A 15,262-nucleotide genomic window follows, 5' to 3' on the forward strand; every position below is an offset into this window, starting at 1 on the left:
CCCGGTCTTACGCGAGCGCGTGTGCGCGCTGCCAGCGGAACGACAGCGCGGCGCTGGCGGCTGCCCCCACCGCCAGCGCCCCCGCCAGATAAAATACCGACTGCGGCCCAATGCTGTCCCAGCATAGCGACATCAGCAGGCCGCCGACGGTACCGCCGATGCCGTAGGCAAGACTCATGTACAGCGCCTGGCCGCGCGCCTGCAGCGGGCCCGCGAACCAGCGCTGCATGACCATCACCGAGCTTGAAAGGTGCGCGGCAAAGGTTGCCGCGTGCAGCAGCTGCGCCAACGCCAGGACCAGCAGCAGCTGGCCGGCCGCGCCGATCAGCGGAAAGCGCACGGCAGCCACCGCGAACGCGCACATCATCACGCGCTGCGCACCGAAGCGGCGCAGCAGCGGCGCCTGGAAATAGAAAAACGCCACCTCGGCCACCACCCCCAGCGCCCACATGGCGCCGATCACCGGCTTGCTGTAGCCGGCCTGCTCCAGGTACAGCGAATAGAAGGCGTTGAGCGACATGTGCACGCCCGCCATCAGCGCGGCCGAGACGAAAAACGCGATCACTTCGCGCCGCCGCAGCACGCTCCACAAACCCGGCGCCGCTTGCGCATGGGGCAATGCGGGCGCCTGCACGATGAGCAGGCCCGACGCCGCCACGCACACCAGCAGGAACAGCGCGATCGACGGCAAGGCGTTCACGCCGAGCCAGTCGAGCAGCCAGCCGGCGGCCAGCACCGCCACGATGAAACCGACCGAACCCCACAGGCGCACCCGCCCGTAATTGCTGGCGTCGCCGCGCAGGGCCGACAGCAGCAGCGCTTCGGCCAGCGGCGCCTGCGCGCTCGAAAACAGGTTGAACGCCACCATCACGGCGATGAACTGGACGTAGGTCTCCGCGAAGAACATGCCGCTGAACGCCAGCAGCGCGCCGGCGGTAGTAAAGCGCAGCACGCGCACGCGCTGGCCGCTATGGTCGGCCAGCCAGCCCCACAGGTTGGGGCCGATAATGCGCATCACCTGAATCAGCGACATGAGCACCCCGATTTGGGGCGCGCTCATGCCGCGCGCCGCAAAGAACAGGGTCGCGTAGATGGCAAAGGCGCCGACCTGCGCGTAATACGCAAACAGGAACAGCGAAAACGGGGCGAGCGACGGGGCGATATGCGCAGCGCCGCGCCCCGCGCCGGCGTCAGGCAATTTTCGGCGTATCGACCCGCACGTCGCCGCACTGGGCACGGTGCATCAGCGCGTGGTCGATCAGTACCAGGGCCAGCATGGCCTCGGCAATCGGCGTGGCGCGGATGCCCACGCAGGGGTCGTGCCGGCCGAAGGTCTCGACCATCACCGGGTTGCCCGCTTTATCGATCGAACGGCGCGGCGTGCGGATCGACGAGGTCGGCTTGATCGCAATCGACACCGTAATATCCTGGCCGGTCGAAATGCCGCCCAGTACGCCGCCGGCGTTGTTACCGACAAAGCCTTCCAGGGTCAGCTCATCGCCATGCTCGGAGCCGCGCTGGGCCACCGAGCGGAAACCGGCGCCGATTTCCACGCCCTTGACCGCGTTAATGCCCATCATGGCGTAGGCGATGTCGGCGTCGAGCTTGTCGTAGATCGGCTGGCCCAGACCCACCGGCACGTTTTTGGCCACCACATCGATGCGCGCCCCGATCGAATCGCCATCGCGGCGCAGTGCGTCCATGGCCGTTTCCATGCGCGCGATCAGGTCGGCGTCGCCGCTGGCGGCAAAGAACGGGTTGTTCGGCACGTGTTCCCAGGCCTCGAACGGCACTGGAATGTCGCCCAGCTGGCTCATGCAGCCCATGAAGACGGTGCCGTACTGCTCGTGCAGCCATTTCTTGGCGATTGCCGCCGCCCCCACCACGGGCGCCGTCAGGCGCGCCGACGAGCGCCCGCCGCCGCGCGGATCGCGCACGCCGTACTTGTGCCAGTAGGTGTAGTCGGCGTGGCCGGGCCGGAAGCTCTCGACGATATTGCCGTAATCCTTGCTGCGCTGATCCTGGTTGCGGATGATCAGCATGATCGGCGTGCCGGTAGTCTTGCCTTCGTACACGCCGGACAGGATCTCGACCGTGTCGGCTTCCTGGCGCTGCGTAACGTGGCGCGAAGTGCCCGGTTTGCGGCGGTCGAGGTCGGGCTGGATGTCGGCTTCGGACAACACCAGGCCCGGCGGGCAGCCGTCGATCACGCAGCCGATGGCCGGTCCGTGCGACTCGCCAAACGTTGTAACGGTAAACAGCTTGCCAAAAGAATTGCCGGACATGATAAGAAAGTGAGTGGCGGAAAAGCCAATTCTACCAGCCCGCGCGCTTTTGCTGGCGGCACCGGCCAAGTGCCGCCTGGAAGCCGCCTTGGTTCCGCCACGCCGACGCCGCCCGTCAAGTGAGCATTTTAACAACCATGTTAGTACGTCGTACAAGTTCTTTTTCTCACGGTAAATAGATACAGTCAGCCGGATTCGTGGCATGCTGTTGGAAAGCAGTAGCTGTTCCGCAATCTGTGTCGCCCTATCCGCATGGATATGGGTTACTGTGTAACAGTTGGACGTATACTGGCGACGCGTCATTACCGAGAAACGCCTGGAGAAGCGACACATGCCCCCATCGAGCACGCCCTTGGACGACCTTGAGGACAACCACGACGACCTGGTATTTTTGGAGGAACATCCCGCGGCGCCGGTAGCCGGGGGTGCGAACAGCGTTTGGCGCGTGATGATCATCGACGATGACGAAGACGTGCACTCGACCACCACCTTCGCTCTCGGCAACCTGGACATGCAACAGCGGCCGCTCGAATTCGTGCACGCTTACTCGGCCGGCCAGGCGCGCGAAATGCTCAAGCACGAACACGACATTGCCGTCATCCTGCTCGATGTGGTGATGGAACAGGACGACGCCGGCCTGCACCTGGTGCGCTACATCCGCGAAACGCTCAAGCTGGCCGACGTGCGCATCATCCTGCGCACCGGGCAGCCCGGCTACGCGCCCGAAATCGACGCCATCCGCGATTTCGACATCAACGACTACAAGACCAAGTCCGAACTGACCCGCATCAAGCTGTTTACGACAGTGACGGGGGCGATCCGCTCGTACGAACAAATCCGCGCCATCAGTGCCAACCGGCGCGGCCTGGACCTGGTGGTGCGCGCCAGCACCGAGCTGATGGCGCTGCACGGCGTGCAAAACTTCGCCGCCGGGGTGCTGGCCCAAATCGCCGACATCCTGGAAGTCGAGCCGAACGGCGTGCTGTGCGTGCAGGAGTGCCCGGACGGGCGCTGCCGCGAGCTGCACATCATCGCCACCGCCGGCGCCTACCGCCGGCTTGGTACCGGCAATCTGACCGCGGCCGTAGACGCCATCGTCGCCACGGCCATGGAGCGCACCCTGGCCCAGCGCCGCAACATCTACGAGCCAGGTACCGTCACCCTGTTCTTCGCCGGGAAATCGAGCCGCGATTTCGTCGCCTACCTGGCGCCGGGCCGCCCGCTCGGCGAGATCGACCAGCGCCTGCTCGAAGTGTTTTGCAGCAATGTCGCCGTGGGGCTCGACAACGTCGAATTGGTGACGCATCTGCACAACGCCGCTTTCTACGACCAGCTGTCCAAGCTGCCCAACCGCACGCGCCTGGTCGAAATCCTCGACGCCACCATGGCCGGGCCGGCGCGCAACGACGCCACCCTGTCGCTGGTCGACCTCGACCACTTCGCCGAAACCAACGACGCGCTGGGGCACCAGTTCGGCGACATGCTGCTCGTCGCCGTGGCCACCCGCCTGCAGCAGCGCCTCGGCCAGCAGCTGACGGTGGCGCGCATCGGCGGCGATATTTTCAGCGTGCTGGGCGACGCCGAGGCGGTCAATCCGGTCCGCATCCTGGCGCTGTTCGAAACGCCCTTCTCGATCGACGGCCAGGATGTGCAGCTGTCGGCCACCCTGGGCCTGGTGCGGCTGTCGGAACACGATGGCAGCGGCGCCGATGCGCTCAAGGATGCCGACATTGCCCTCAAGCGCGCCAAGAGCCAGCAGCGCGCCGGCCACTTCTATTTTTCGCGCAGCATGGGCGTGGAAATCCGCGAACGCGTGCGCATGATGCATGCCTTGCGCACCGGCTTCGCCAAGGGCGAGCTGTTCGTCGTCTACCAGCCGCAGATCGACCTGACCGCGCGCCGCCCGGTGGGCGCCGAAGCGCTGCTGCGCTGGCAGACCGCCGACGGCACCTATATTTCGCCGGACCGCTTCATTCCCATCGCCGAGTATTCGGGCCTGATCATCGACATCGGCGAATGGGTGCTGCGCAGCGCCTGCCACGAACTGGTGCGCCTGCGCGAAGCCGGGCACCGCCAGTTCACCATGTCGATCAACGTCTCGCAGGTGCAGTTCCGCCATCCGTACTTCCTCGACATGCTGCGCTCGGCGCTGGAAGAAACCGGGGCGCCGCCGGAATTCGTCGAACTCGAAATCACCGAATCGATGGCGATGGAAGAGCCGGACCTGCTCATCAAGATGCTGGCCCAGATCAAGCATACCGGCGTGTCGATCGCGATCGACGACTTCGGTACGGGTTTTTCGTCGCTCTCGTATTTGCAGCGGCTGCAGGTGGACCGGCTCAAGATCGACCGCGCGTTCGTCACCGAAATCACCAATTCGGCGCGCGGCAGCAGCATTGCCGAAATGGTCATCCAGCTCGGGCGCAACCTGGGGCTGTCGGTGATCGCCGAAGGGGTCGAGGATGAACGCCAGGCCGAGATATTGCAGTCGCTCGGCTGCCCGCTGGCGCAGGGCTTCCTGTTCGCCCGGCCGATGGCCACCACGGCGCTGTACGAGTGGCTCAACGACGAAGCCCTGCCCGGCTCCGCATGATGCAGGTGACGGTCGATATCACCAAACGCGATGTGTTCCTGGTTTCGCTGGCGATGATTCCGCGCCTGAAGGGCAACTGGATTTTCATGGGCGTGCTGGCACTGGCGATCTTCGTGCTGGTGCTGGTGACGCGCACGCCGGACAATCTGTACTCGCTGGGCGTGGCGGCGGTGGCCGCGCTCGGAGGCGCCCTGGGCGGGGGTCTGTCGGCCCTGACGATCAATATCGCGACCATGCTGCTCAAGCTCGATGCCGGCAATCCGATGCTGGGGCGTCACCACTATGCGCTGACCGACGCCGGGCTGGAGCGGCGCGCGGGCAAGCAGGACAGCATGCGGCCATGGGCGGCGATTGCCTCGGTGGGCCGGCTGTCGGGATATATCGTGTTCCGGCTACAGGGGAACGGCATTTTCGTGCTGCCGCGCCGCGCTTTCAGTAGTGGCGAGGCATTCCAGGCGTTCTGGCAGCGGGCCAGTGCCCTGAAAACGGCGGCTTGACGTTTCGCGCCCATTTCACCACCGTCGGCCCCCGCGCAGGCGGGGGCCCAAGTATTCAGATATGCCACTGGCTTCGATACGAACTTTGGCCCCCGCCTGCGCGGGGGCGACGGTGGGGGGGCGCGGGCGACGGTGGAAGTGCGCAAATGACGGTGGAAGCGCAGGGGCGACGGTGCAGGCACGAGCGCGACTGAACTAAGCGTCAACGGCAGCAATCACCCCGAAGTATCCTAGTAGCAATCAATTGTTGCACGTCGGCAACAGCATCTCTTCCCCGCACCGTAATCGCACCGTGCGCGCCTGCGTTCACGTAATATCGATGCCATGCTTTGCAATGGATGGGGCGCCAACTTGAATGAATGCATGAGGATGGACACTTCGCGGTGCTCCCCAAGCCTGGCGCGGCGCGCGTGGCGCTGCTGCGTACTGCTCTGGCTGGCCTGTCTTGCCCTGAGCGGACCGGCCGTGGCGCTCGATCCCGACAAAGCCTTCCACCATTTCGTGCGCACCAGCTGGTCGATCCAGAACGGCTTGCCGCAGATCAGTGTGCAAGCCGTCACCCAGGATCAGCAGGGCTACATCTGGGTTGCTACCCAGAACGGCCTGGCGCGCTTCGACGGCGTGCGCTTCACCACCTATTCGCCGGAGAACCAGCCAGGCTTGGCCGGCGTATGGATCCGCAGCCTGATGGCCGACAGCGCCGGGCGCGTCTGGATCGGCACCTACAAGGGCCTGACGCTCTACGAAAACGGCGTGTTCCGCATCATCCCCGCAGCCGATACCGCCCAGTTCCCCATGCTCGACATCTACGCCGTGGCTGAAGACCAGGGCCGGCTGGTGGTGGCCACCACCAGCGGCGTGTTCGACTACGAGGGCGGCAAGCTGGTGCATCGTTCCGGCAGCCCGGCGCCGGCCACCGCCCTGCTCAAGAGCGCCGACGGCATCTGGATCGGCGGCACCGGCGGCATGTTCCACAGCAGAGGCAAACACACCGAACTGATTGCGCTGCCGGCGGGCCTGCGCCATGGCGTGGTCACGCGGCTGGCCGAGGCGCAAGGCAAAATCTGGGCCGGCACCAGTGTCGGCCTGTTTGCGCGCGCCGGCGGCGTGCTGGAAGCGGCGGGCACCGAGCCCGTCTTGCAAAACTCGCCGACCACTATGCTATACCAGGACAGCGACCGCAACCTGTGGGTTGCCAGCAACGCCGGCATGGCGCGCATCCGCAACGGCAAGACCACCGAGGTCATCCCCGACAAGAACCCGGCCGCCTTCAAGGGGGTCCTGGCCGCCTTTGAAGACCGCGAGCGCAACCTGTGGCTGGGCAGCCAGTGGCAGGGCCTGGTGCGCCTGTGGAACGGCTCGACCCGGCGCCTGGCCGCGGCGGAAGGCTTGACCGAACCGATCGTGTGGTCGCTGGCGCGCGCGCCGGACGGGCGCACCTGGGTCGGCACCAGCGATGGCTTGAGCGTGTTCAGCGACGGGCGCTTCCGCCATGTGCTGTCGGGCAGCCAGCTGCCGCATCCGCATGCCTACAACCTGCTGGCCGACGCCGACCGCATCTGGATCGGCACGCGGCGCGGGCTGGCGCTGTGGCGCGACGGCAAAGTCGAGACGCCCCCCCTGTTCGCGCCGATGTCCGCGGCGCAGATCAACGGCATCGTGCGCGACCGCACCGGCGTGCTCTGGTTTCCGACCAGCGAGGGCGTTTTCCGGCTGGCCGGCGCCACGCTGACCAAATACGGCAAGGACCAGGGCCTGCGCGACGTGCGCGCGCGCCAGGTGCGCGAACTCAAGGACGGGCGCCTGCTGGTGACCACCCAGGACGGCTTGTACGAACTGCGCGCGGAGCGCATGGTGCAGATAGGCCTGGACAGCGGCTTGCCGTCCGGGATGGACATTACCGCCATCACCGAGCTGAAAGACGGCGCGCTGGCACTCGGTACGCTGACGGAGGAAATCTACCTGTTCAACGGCCGCCGCTGGCACAAGTTCGGCAGCGCCGAGGGGTTTCCGGCGAATGCGCCGTTCTTCCTCACGGAGGATGCGGCCGGCTATCTGTGGTCGGCCGGCCTGCGCGGCATCCTGCGCGCCCCGCTGGCCGACATGCGCCGGGTCCAGGACGGCCAGACCAAAACCGCCTTTGGCGAAATGATCCTCAACGAGCGCGGCGACCGGCGCAGCGGCGAACAGGGATTCTGCTGCAACGGCGCCGGCAATTCCAAGGGCTTCATGGACCCGGCGGGCACGCTGTGGCTGCCCAGCCGCGATGGCGTGGTCACGCTCGATACCATGGGCATGACCAAGAACATGACGGCGCCGACGGCGGTGATCGAACGCGTGCGCGTGCTCGATACCTGGCGCGACGTCCGCCAGGGCCAGGGCGGCGCCCTGCGCATGCGCGAAGATGCGCGCGACCTGGCATTCGAATTCACCGCGCTGAGCTTCCAGGACCCGGCCAGCGTTGTGCTGCGCTACCGCCTGCACGGCTACGACAAGGACTGGCGCGAACTGCAGGCGGGGGCACCGCGCTCGGTCAACTACACCAACCTGCCGCCCGGCTCCTATACGTTCGAGGTCAAGGCCAGCAACAACGCCGACGTCTGGAACAAGCTGCCGGCGCGCCTGGACTTCATCATCGCGCCGCATTTCTACGAGACCAGCTGGTTTTACGGACTGCTGCTGGCCTGCCTGGGCGGCACCGTGTACGGGGGCTTTCGCCTGCAGCGCCATTCGCATGACAAGCAGCGCGCGGCACTGGAGCAGCAGGTGGCCGAACGCACCGAGCAACTGCACGTGGCCAACCGCGCGCTCGAACTGGCCAGCCAGACCGACCCGCTCACGGGGCTGCACAACCGGCGCTATCTGAGCAACCAGATCCCGGCCGACCTGGCGTTCTACGAACGCGAAAACAAGCGCACCGGATCGAGCGACAACACGCTGCTGTTCGCGCTGGTCGACATCGACCATTTCAAGCGCATCAACGACACGTATGGACACAAGGCGGGCGACCGCGTGCTGCAGCAGGTCTCGGACGTGCTGCGCGCCCAGGTGCGGGTGGGCGACTACATCGTGCGCTGGGGCGGCGAAGAATTCCTGCTGGTATGCCGGCCCAGCACGCGCCAGTTCGTGCCGGTGCTGGGCGAGCGTATCCGGCGCGCGGTCGCCAGCCACGTCTTCGACCTGGGCGACGGCATTCAGGTATCGCTCACCTGTTCGGTGGGGCTGGCCGAGAGCGGCCTGTATCTGGACGACAGCAAGGGCGTCAGCTGGGAACACCTGGTGGAACTGGCCGACGCCGCGCTGTACTGGGTCAAGGCGAATGGCCGCAACGGCTGGAGCGCACTGCGGCCCAAGCCCGATGCCGACAACGGCGAGCTGATCGAAAAGCTGCACCTGGGCGCGCAGGCGATGTTAGACACCGGCCGCGCGACCCTGATCAGTTCAGGCGACCAGCTCACGCCGGCGCACGCCGCGCTGGCCGAGTCGAACGACCCGGCGTGAGCGCCGTGATCGTTTAGCTGGCATCGACGCGGGTCGATGCGGGCGCTCAGAACTTCAGGATGTCGCCATCGGCCGGAATGCGCACGCGGTCCCCGATGCCGTGTTGCTTGACATGCTCCCTGAGTTCTTTCCGGCTCAGCGTCATGTGGTTGATGGCATCCATATGCGTGGCAATAATGGTCGCGTTCGGCATGAGCTGGTAGGCGTGAAGCACATCGTCCTTGCCCATGATGATGGACCCGCTGTAGCCGACCATGCGGGCGTCGCCGGCATTGACGATGATGATCTCGGGCTTGAATTTTTCCAGGGTCCGGTCAACCTCGGCACGCCATACGGTGTCACCGACGACGTAGACGGTTTTCGCGCCAGGCGCGTGGAACACAATCCCCATCGCCTCGCCGAGCGCCTCGGCCAACGGTGCCTTGGCGTACATCTCGTCGGTGCCGTGCTTGCCGCCGGCCTTGGTCAACCGCACGCCTTCGAACACGGTGTCCTCTCCGAGGATGCGGACATTGGTGAAGCCCTGTCCGCGAATCAGTTTCGCATCGGCTTCATGCTGTACGAAGAGCGGCATCGCTTTAGGAATGAACTGGTGAGCGCCGCCATCCCAATGGTCGAGGTGAGTGTGACTGACGATCACCGCGTCGACGCCCTTCATGATCGCTTGCGCCGGCATCGGCAGTTCGACCAGCGGGTTGCGCAGCTGGCTGTTGAACGTTCCCGCAAAGCCGGGGTAGGTGCCCTTCTTTGCCAGGAACGGGTCGACCAGGAAGGTCTTGCCGGCAACGCTGATCTTCGCGGTGGCATTACGGATTTGCTACACCTGCACCGCGTGCGTGGCCGCTGCCGAGGCGCCGTTGGCCGCTGCGTGGGCCGGTACGGTTGCCGTGCCAAGGGTCAAAGCCAGGGCGATCACTAGGGTTTTTACTCGTTGCATTTTGCTACTCCATGGATGTGGTGTTCGGTAGGAGTATTGTGGACGCATCGCCTTCCCTATAAAATTGACCCACAAGCCATTTATCGGCACTTTCGGGCCACCCTCTTCCATTCTGCTCATCATGACCACCAAAACGCCCGTCGTCGCCCTGATCGCCTATCCCAACTTCAGCCCGTTCCACTTCGCCGTGCCTTATCTGGTATTTAACGCGGAGTTGCCTGAAGGACGGCTGTTCGACCTGAAGATCGTCTCTGCGGGCGCCCGGCCGTTAACCGCCGAACGCGCACTGACCCTGCATCCGGATGGCGGACTGGAGCTGACGGAAGCAGCCGATATCCTGGTGGTTCCCGGCTGGGACGACTTGAACGCGCATCCGGAACCGGATCTGGTTGCGGCAATGGCGCGCGCCCATGCGAGAGGCGCGCATGTGGTCGGCCTTTGCTACGGTGCGTATGCACTCGCTTATGCTGGGTTGCTCGACGGCAAACGCGCCTCGACGCATTGGATGGCAGAGAAGGATTTCAGCGCCCGTTTTCCGCGCGTGCAGCTTGACATGAATGCCCTGTATGTCGACGAGGACAGGCTGATCACCTCCGCAGGCACTGGCGCCGGGCTCGACTGTTGCCTGTATATCGTGCGCGAATACTACGGTCCTAAAATAGCCAATAAAGTCGCCAGGACGATGGTGATCCCGCCCCACCGCGAGGGTGGGCAAGCGCAGTTCATCGAGCAACCCATGGCGGTATCGACCCAGGATGCGCAAGTCAATCGGCTTCTCGATTATTTGCGCGAACACCTCGGCCAGCCGCATAGTATCGATCAATTGGCGGCACGAACGTCGATGAGCCGGCGCACCTTCACGCGTCACTTCAGCAAGGCCACCGGCATGACCTTGGTCGACTGGCTGGTGAACGAACGCTTGCAGCGAAGTCGCGACCTGCTGGAGACGACCTCGCTGTCAGTCGAGAAAATCTCGGATCTTGCGGGGTTTCAGACGGCTATCTCGTTGCGGCAGCACTTCAAGAAGCGTTTTCAAGTCAGTCCGAGGGATTGGCGCAGGACCTTCGGACAGAAAACGGCGGCAGAGCCGCACTGAGCGCTTAAACGCGCACCGTCCCATCGATCACGGTGACCGAGCGGCCGCCGATCCACGGCTCGCCATCGACGTACCTGACCGCGATGCGGCCGTCGCACGCCACGCTGGCGCCCTGGCGCGCGCTGTAGGCGCTGCCCGTTTCGCCGCCATCGGGAAAACCCTGGGCCTGCAGCACGCGTGCGATGCAGGCATTGGCACTGCCGGTGACCGGGTCTTCGACCAGCGCGCCGTGCTTGGTAAACAGCGCCCTGACTTCGTAGTCGGCCGGCCCGGCGGCGTCATGCGGGCCGTAGAGCGCCACGCCGGTCACGCCCAGGCGCGTCAGTTCCTGCAGCGCGGCGCCGTCGACGCGCGCATCGAGGCACGCTTGCGCGCTCGCCAAACGCACCACCAGCCACGCAATGCCCATCGTGGCGATCAGCGGCGTGCATTCGGCGTCAACTGTGGTCCCTGGCAATACCCGCGCCAGCAATGGCAGGTGCTGCAGTGCGAGCGGCACCAGGCTGGCCGCGGGCGACCGGAACGCCAGCATGCCGGCGGCGCCAAGCTCGATCGGCACCAGCCCCACGCCGCACTCCTGCACCAGCGTGCCGGCGCGGCGCGGCACCAGGCCCGCTTCGAGCAAGGCGTGCGCCGTGCCCAGCGTCGGATGGCCGGCGAAGGGAAATTCGGTATCGGGAGAGAAAATGCGGACGCGGTAGTCGGCCTGCGCGTCGCGCGGCGTCAGCACAAACGTGGTTTCGGACAGGTTGGTCCAGCGCGCCATGGCTTGCATGTCGGCGTCGGACAGGCCGTCGGCATCGAGCACGACGGCCAGCGGATTGCCCTTGAACGCGACGCTGGTGAATACATCCACCTGCTTGAAGCGGCGCGGCGCGCCCGGGGCCATGCTCACATCAGTCTTCCTGGACGGCTTCGGCCGGCCAGTCGCGGATGTAGGCCTTGAGCATGCGGTTCTCGAAGCTCTGCGCTTCCAGGACTGCGCGCGCCACGTCGTAGAACGAAATGACGCCGAGCAGGGTTTTGGCATTCATCACCGGCAGGTAGCGCGCGTGCTTCTCGAGCATCATGCGGCGCACTTCATTGACTTCGGTGTCGGGGGTGACGGTGATCGGATGATCGTCCATGTGCTTGCGCACCGTGCCCGCGCCGACCGCGCCATTATTCTTGTGCAGCACCTTGATGACTTCGCGGAAGGTCAGCATGCCGACCAGATCGCCGAACTCCATGACAACCAGCGAACCGATGTCCTTTTCAGCCATGGTGTTGACGGCGTCCACGAGCAGCATCTCGGGCGTTGCGGTGTACAGGATGTTGCCCTTCACTTGAAGGATTTCTGAGACTTTCATGGTGGCCGCCTTGTCTGGTGAGGTTATAAGTAGGTGTCTTTTATAAGCCCTAGCTCCGACTGTAGCGTAAGCTTGGCAAAAAATCCAGCATTGCGAATAATCAGGGCACCGCCGAAAGCGCCCGATTGGCATTTGCACTATTTTAGCGAGCAAACCACGCTTTTGTGCAAGGCATGCGTGCTACGATTCGGGCCATCCCTTTTCTAACTGATGAGCCCACCATGAACGGACCTCAATATCCCGGCTTCGACACCCTGTCGCTGCACGCCGGCGCTGCGCCCGACCCGGCCACCGGCGCGCGCGCCACTCCCGTCTATTTCACTTCCTCCTTCGCGTTCAAGGACTCCGACCACGCGGCGTCGCTGTTCAATATGGAACGCGCCGGCCATGTGTATTCGCGCATCTCGAACCCGACCAACGCGGTGCTCGAAGAGCGCATCGCCGCGCTCGAAGGCGGCGTGGCCGGCATCGCCACCGCCAGCGGCCAGGCCGCCATGCATCTGGGGCTGGTGACGATCGCGGGCGCCGGCTCGCACATCGTCGCCTCGCGCGCGCTGTACGGCGGCTCGCAGAACCTGCTGGCCTACACGCTCAAGCGCTTCGGCATCGAGACCACGTTTGTGGACCCGCGCGACACCGACGCCTGGCGCGCCGCGATCCGGCCCAACACCAAGGTGCTGTTCGCCGAAACGCTGGGCAATCCGGGGCTGGACGTGCTCGACATCGCCACCGTCTCGGCCATCGCGCACGACCATCACCTGCCGCTGATGATGGATTCGACCTTTACCACGCCTTATCTGCTGCGCCCGTTCGACCATGGCGCCGACCTGGTGTTCCACTCGGCCACCAAGTTCCTGTGCGGGCACGGCACCGCCATCGGCGGCCTGCTGGTCGACGGCGGCACCTTCGACTGGCAGAGCGCCTACGACAAGACCGGGCGCTTCGCCGAATTGTGCGAACCGTACGAAGGCTTTCACGGCATGGTGTTCGCCGAAGAGTCGACCGTGGCGCCGTTTTCGCTGCGCGCGCGGCGCGAGGGCTTGCGCGACTTCGGCGCGGTGATGAGCCCCCACAACGCGTTCGCCGTGCTGCAGGGGATCGAGACGCTCAGCCTGCGCATGGACCGCCACGTGGCCAACACGCGCAAGGTGGTCGAGTTCCTGCTGTCCAATCCCGCGGTGGAGTCGGTGTCGTATCCGGAACTGGAATCGCATCCCGATTACGCACTGGCCAAGCGCCTGCTGCCCAAGGGCTGCGGCGCGGTGTTTTCGTTCAGCCTGAAAGGCGACCGCGCCGCCGGCCGCCGCTTTGTCGACGCGCTCAAGATCTTCTCGCACCTGGCCAACGTGGGCGACGCCAAGTCGCTGGTGATTCATCCGGCGTCCACCACCCACTTCCGCGTGCCGACCGAACAACTGGCCGCATCCGGCATCAAGGAAGGCACGATGCGCCTGTCGATCGGCCTGGAAGACGTGGACGACCTGATCGAAGACCTGGCGCGCGGCCTGAAACTGTCGCAGAAGGGAGCCTGACATGATCTGCACCCTTCCCGGCTTCGACGCCTACTGCTACACCGGCGGCAAGGTCTTTAATCCGGCCCAGCCGACCATCGTCTTCATCCACGGCGCCCAGAACGACCATTCGGTATGGGCCCTGCAGTCGCGCTATTTCGCGCACCACGGGTTCAACGTGCTGGCGGTGGACCTGCCCGGGCACGGGCGCAGCAAGGGCGCGGCCCTGCACAGCGTGGAAGAGATGGCGGCCTGGCTGCTGGCGGTGCTCGATGGCGTCGGTGTCGAACGCGCCGTGCTGGCGGGCCACAGCATGGGCTCCCTGATCGCGCTGGAAGCGGCATTCCAGGCGCCCGGGCGGGTGAGCCATCTGGCCCTGCTCGGGACAACCTACCCGATGAAGGTGTCGGACGCGCTGCTGGACACGGCCAAACACAACGAGCAGGCCGCGATCGACATGGTGAACATCTTCTCGCATTCGTCGATGGCGCAAAAACCGTCCTGTCCCGGACCGGGGTTTTACACCATGGGCGGCGCGCGGCGGCTGATGCAGCGCATGTCGGTCATCAATCCGGACCAGTTGTTCCACACCGATTTTTACGCCTGCAATGCGTACGCCAATGGCCAGACCGCGGCGCAAACGGTGCGCTGCCCTACCCTGTTCATCTTTGGCAGCAAGGACATGATGACGCCGCCGCGCTCGACAAAACTGCTGACGGGAGCGATCGCTCATGGCAAAATTATCAACGTGGATGCCGGCCACCAGCTGATGGCCGAGCAGCCGGACGCGGTGCTGGACGCGCTGTTCGGGTTCGCCACCACGCCCGCGTAAATCCGCCAGGAGAGCCGCATGTCGACCCGCCACGCCAGCTTTGCCGAGTTCTATCCCTACTATCTGACGCAGCACTCGAGCGTGCTGTGCCGGCGGGCGCATTTTATCGGCAGCTCGTCGGCGCTGGCGGCGCAGGTGCAGTATGTGGACAGCATGAATCCGTGGTGGATCGTGGCGGCGCTGGTGTCGGGCTACGGCGGCGCCTGGATCGGGCATTTTTTCTACGAAAAAAACCGGCCCGCCTCGTTTTCGCGGCCGCTGTATTCGTTCATGGGCGATTGGGTGATGTACTGGCAGATGCTGACCGGAAAGCTGAGCTGGTAGAGGTCCATATGCACCAGCTCTATTGCTGAGTTTCCTTTTGATGCCTCACCGACAAAATTGTGACCTCATCTTTATTGTGACGATAGCGAGCGATGTAGCCGGTATTGCCGAAGGAAATAAGCAACTCGTAGTAACCGTCCGACATGTTCTGTATCGGACGTCCGATTCCCGGATGCTGGCTCAGCACTTGGATGGACCTGATTATCGCTACGGTGGCGCGCCTGGCTGCCGCTTGATTTTTCGGCCGCAAAAATTCCCGCAACCTTTTCAGGTCAAGTAGCGCCCGTTTTGAAAAGCGTACTTGTGGCATAAGAGCACACGGAGTCCGTTTTTTTGC

Annotated in this window: 13 protein-coding genes; 7 read left to right on the forward strand and 6 right to left on the reverse strand. The window is 64.8% G+C overall.

Annotated features, from left to right (window positions below):
- Positions 1–7 precede the first annotated feature (7 nt).
- Together CR152_RS24910 and aroC are read right to left on the reverse strand one after the other, a co-directional pair.
- Positions 8–1,198 (reverse strand): MFS transporter, encoded by a 1,191-nt coding sequence (locus CR152_RS24910; protein WP_229413578.1) that lies wholly within the window; start codon positions 1,196–1,198, stop codon positions 8–10.
- Positions 1,191–2,285 carry a chorismate synthase gene (gene aroC / locus CR152_RS24915; protein WP_099879463.1) on the reverse strand — a complete coding sequence of 365 codons (1,095 nt, stop codon included), beginning with the start codon at positions 2,283–2,285 and terminating at the stop codon, positions 1,191–1,193. The genes CR152_RS24910 and aroC overlap by 8 nt, the downstream gene beginning before the upstream one ends.
- A gap of 331 nt (positions 2,286–2,616) precedes the next feature.
- On the opposite strand from aroC, the gene CR152_RS24920 reads away from it, so the two are divergent.
- From CR152_RS24920 to CR152_RS24930, 3 genes are all read left to right on the forward strand, one after another.
- A complete protein-coding gene (locus CR152_RS24920) occupies positions 2,617–4,878 on the forward strand; it encodes a putative bifunctional diguanylate cyclase/phosphodiesterase (protein WP_099879465.1) in 2,262 nt (753 codons plus the stop codon).
- On the forward strand, positions 4,875–5,375 hold the full coding sequence (locus tag CR152_RS24925; RefSeq protein ID WP_099879467.1) for a YcxB family protein: 501 nt from the start codon (positions 4,875–4,877) through the stop codon (positions 5,373–5,375). Before CR152_RS24920 ends, CR152_RS24925 begins: the two co-directional genes overlap by 4 nt.
- A 369-nt stretch (positions 5,376–5,744) precedes the next feature.
- On the forward strand, positions 5,745–8,876 hold the full coding sequence (locus tag CR152_RS24930) for a ligand-binding sensor domain-containing diguanylate cyclase (protein WP_167399949.1): 3,132 nt from the start codon (positions 5,745–5,747) through the stop codon (positions 8,874–8,876).
- A gap of 46 nt (positions 8,877–8,922) precedes the next feature.
- On the opposite strand, the gene CR152_RS24935 is transcribed toward CR152_RS24930, so the two are convergent.
- Entirely contained in the window at positions 8,923–9,690 is a 768-nt protein-coding gene (locus CR152_RS24935; RefSeq protein ID WP_307718608.1) for an MBL fold metallo-hydrolase, read from the reverse strand.
- Positions 9,691–9,934: 244 nt separating this feature from the next.
- Here CR152_RS24935 and CR152_RS24940 point away from each other — a divergent pair, with 244 nt between their 5' ends.
- The gene (locus CR152_RS24940) at positions 9,935–10,909 is read left to right on the forward strand and encodes a GlxA family transcriptional regulator (RefSeq protein ID WP_099882749.1); all 975 of its coding nucleotides are present in this window, start codon (positions 9,935–9,937) and stop codon (positions 10,907–10,909) included.
- Between the two features lie 4 nt (positions 10,910–10,913).
- Here CR152_RS24940 and CR152_RS24945 read toward each other — a convergent pair whose 3' ends face one another.
- A complete protein-coding gene (locus CR152_RS24945; protein WP_099882751.1) occupies positions 10,914–11,798 on the reverse strand; it encodes a PhzF family phenazine biosynthesis protein in 885 nt (294 codons plus the stop codon).
- Between the two features lie 7 nt (positions 11,799–11,805).
- Positions 11,806–12,258, reverse strand: coding sequence for a CBS domain-containing protein (locus CR152_RS24950; protein ID WP_099879471.1), 453 nt, complete (start codon positions 12,256–12,258; stop codon positions 11,806–11,808).
- Between the two features lie 221 nt (positions 12,259–12,479).
- On the opposite strand from CR152_RS24950, the gene CR152_RS24955 reads away from it, so the two are divergent.
- Genes CR152_RS24955 through CR152_RS24965 form a run of 3 tightly spaced genes read left to right on the forward strand, consistent with a single transcriptional unit; the run spans position 12,480 to position 14,925 of the window.
- Positions 12,480–13,790: an O-acetylhomoserine aminocarboxypropyltransferase gene (locus CR152_RS24955; RefSeq protein WP_099879473.1), complete on the forward strand. Its 1,311-nt coding sequence runs from the start codon at positions 12,480–12,482 to the stop codon at positions 13,788–13,790.
- Position 13,791: 1 nt separating this feature from the next.
- A complete protein-coding gene (locus CR152_RS24960; RefSeq protein ID WP_099879475.1) occupies positions 13,792–14,601 on the forward strand; it encodes an alpha/beta fold hydrolase in 810 nt (269 codons plus the stop codon).
- 18 nt (positions 14,602–14,619) lie between these two features.
- A complete protein-coding gene (locus CR152_RS24965) occupies positions 14,620–14,925 on the forward strand; it encodes an Mpo1-like protein (protein ID WP_099879477.1) in 306 nt (101 codons plus the stop codon).
- A 19-nt stretch (positions 14,926–14,944) separates the two neighbouring features.
- Here CR152_RS24965 and CR152_RS24970 read toward each other — a convergent pair whose 3' ends face one another.
- A complete protein-coding gene (locus CR152_RS24970) occupies positions 14,945–15,235 on the reverse strand; it encodes a type II toxin-antitoxin system RelE/ParE family toxin (protein WP_099879479.1) in 291 nt (96 codons plus the stop codon).
- Positions 15,236–15,262: the final 27 nt, after the last annotated feature.

The sequence above is a fragment of the Massilia violaceinigra genome (genome assembly GCF_002752675.1).
Taxonomy (GTDB): domain Bacteria; phylum Pseudomonadota; class Gammaproteobacteria; order Burkholderiales; family Burkholderiaceae_D; genus Telluria_A; species Telluria_A violaceinigra.

What these genes read in the sequence shown, in the direction of transcription:
- aroC (WP_099879463.1), bottom strand. Translation starts at nt 2,285, where the DNA reads ATGTCCGGCAATTCTTTTGGCAAGCTGTTTACCGTTACAACGTTTGGC.
- CR152_RS24920 (WP_099879465.1), top strand. Translation starts at nt 2,617, where the DNA reads ATGCCCCCATCGAGCACGCCCTTGGACGACCTTGAGGACAACCACGAC.
- CR152_RS24925 (WP_099879467.1), top strand. Translation starts at nt 4,875, where the DNA reads ATGATGCAGGTGACGGTCGATATCACCAAACGCGATGTGTTCCTGGTT.
- CR152_RS24930 (WP_167399949.1), top strand. Translation starts at nt 5,745, where the DNA reads ATGGACACTTCGCGGTGCTCCCCAAGCCTGGCGCGGCGCGCGTGGCGC.
- CR152_RS24940 (WP_099882749.1), top strand. Translation starts at nt 9,935, where the DNA reads ATGACCACCAAAACGCCCGTCGTCGCCCTGATCGCCTATCCCAACTTC.
- CR152_RS24945 (WP_099882751.1), bottom strand. Translation starts at nt 11,798, where the DNA reads ATGGCCCCGGGCGCGCCGCGCCGCTTCAAGCAGGTGGATGTATTCACC.
- CR152_RS24950 (WP_099879471.1), bottom strand. Translation starts at nt 12,258, where the DNA reads ATGAAAGTCTCAGAAATCCTTCAAGTGAAGGGCAACATCCTGTACACC.
- CR152_RS24955 (WP_099879473.1), top strand. Translation starts at nt 12,480, where the DNA reads ATGAACGGACCTCAATATCCCGGCTTCGACACCCTGTCGCTGCACGCC.
- CR152_RS24960 (WP_099879475.1), top strand. Translation starts at nt 13,792, where the DNA reads ATGATCTGCACCCTTCCCGGCTTCGACGCCTACTGCTACACCGGCGGC.
- CR152_RS24965 (WP_099879477.1), top strand. Translation starts at nt 14,620, where the DNA reads ATGTCGACCCGCCACGCCAGCTTTGCCGAGTTCTATCCCTACTATCTG.
- CR152_RS24970 (WP_099879479.1), bottom strand. Translation starts at nt 15,235, where the DNA reads ATGCCACAAGTACGCTTTTCAAAACGGGCGCTACTTGACCTGAAAAGG.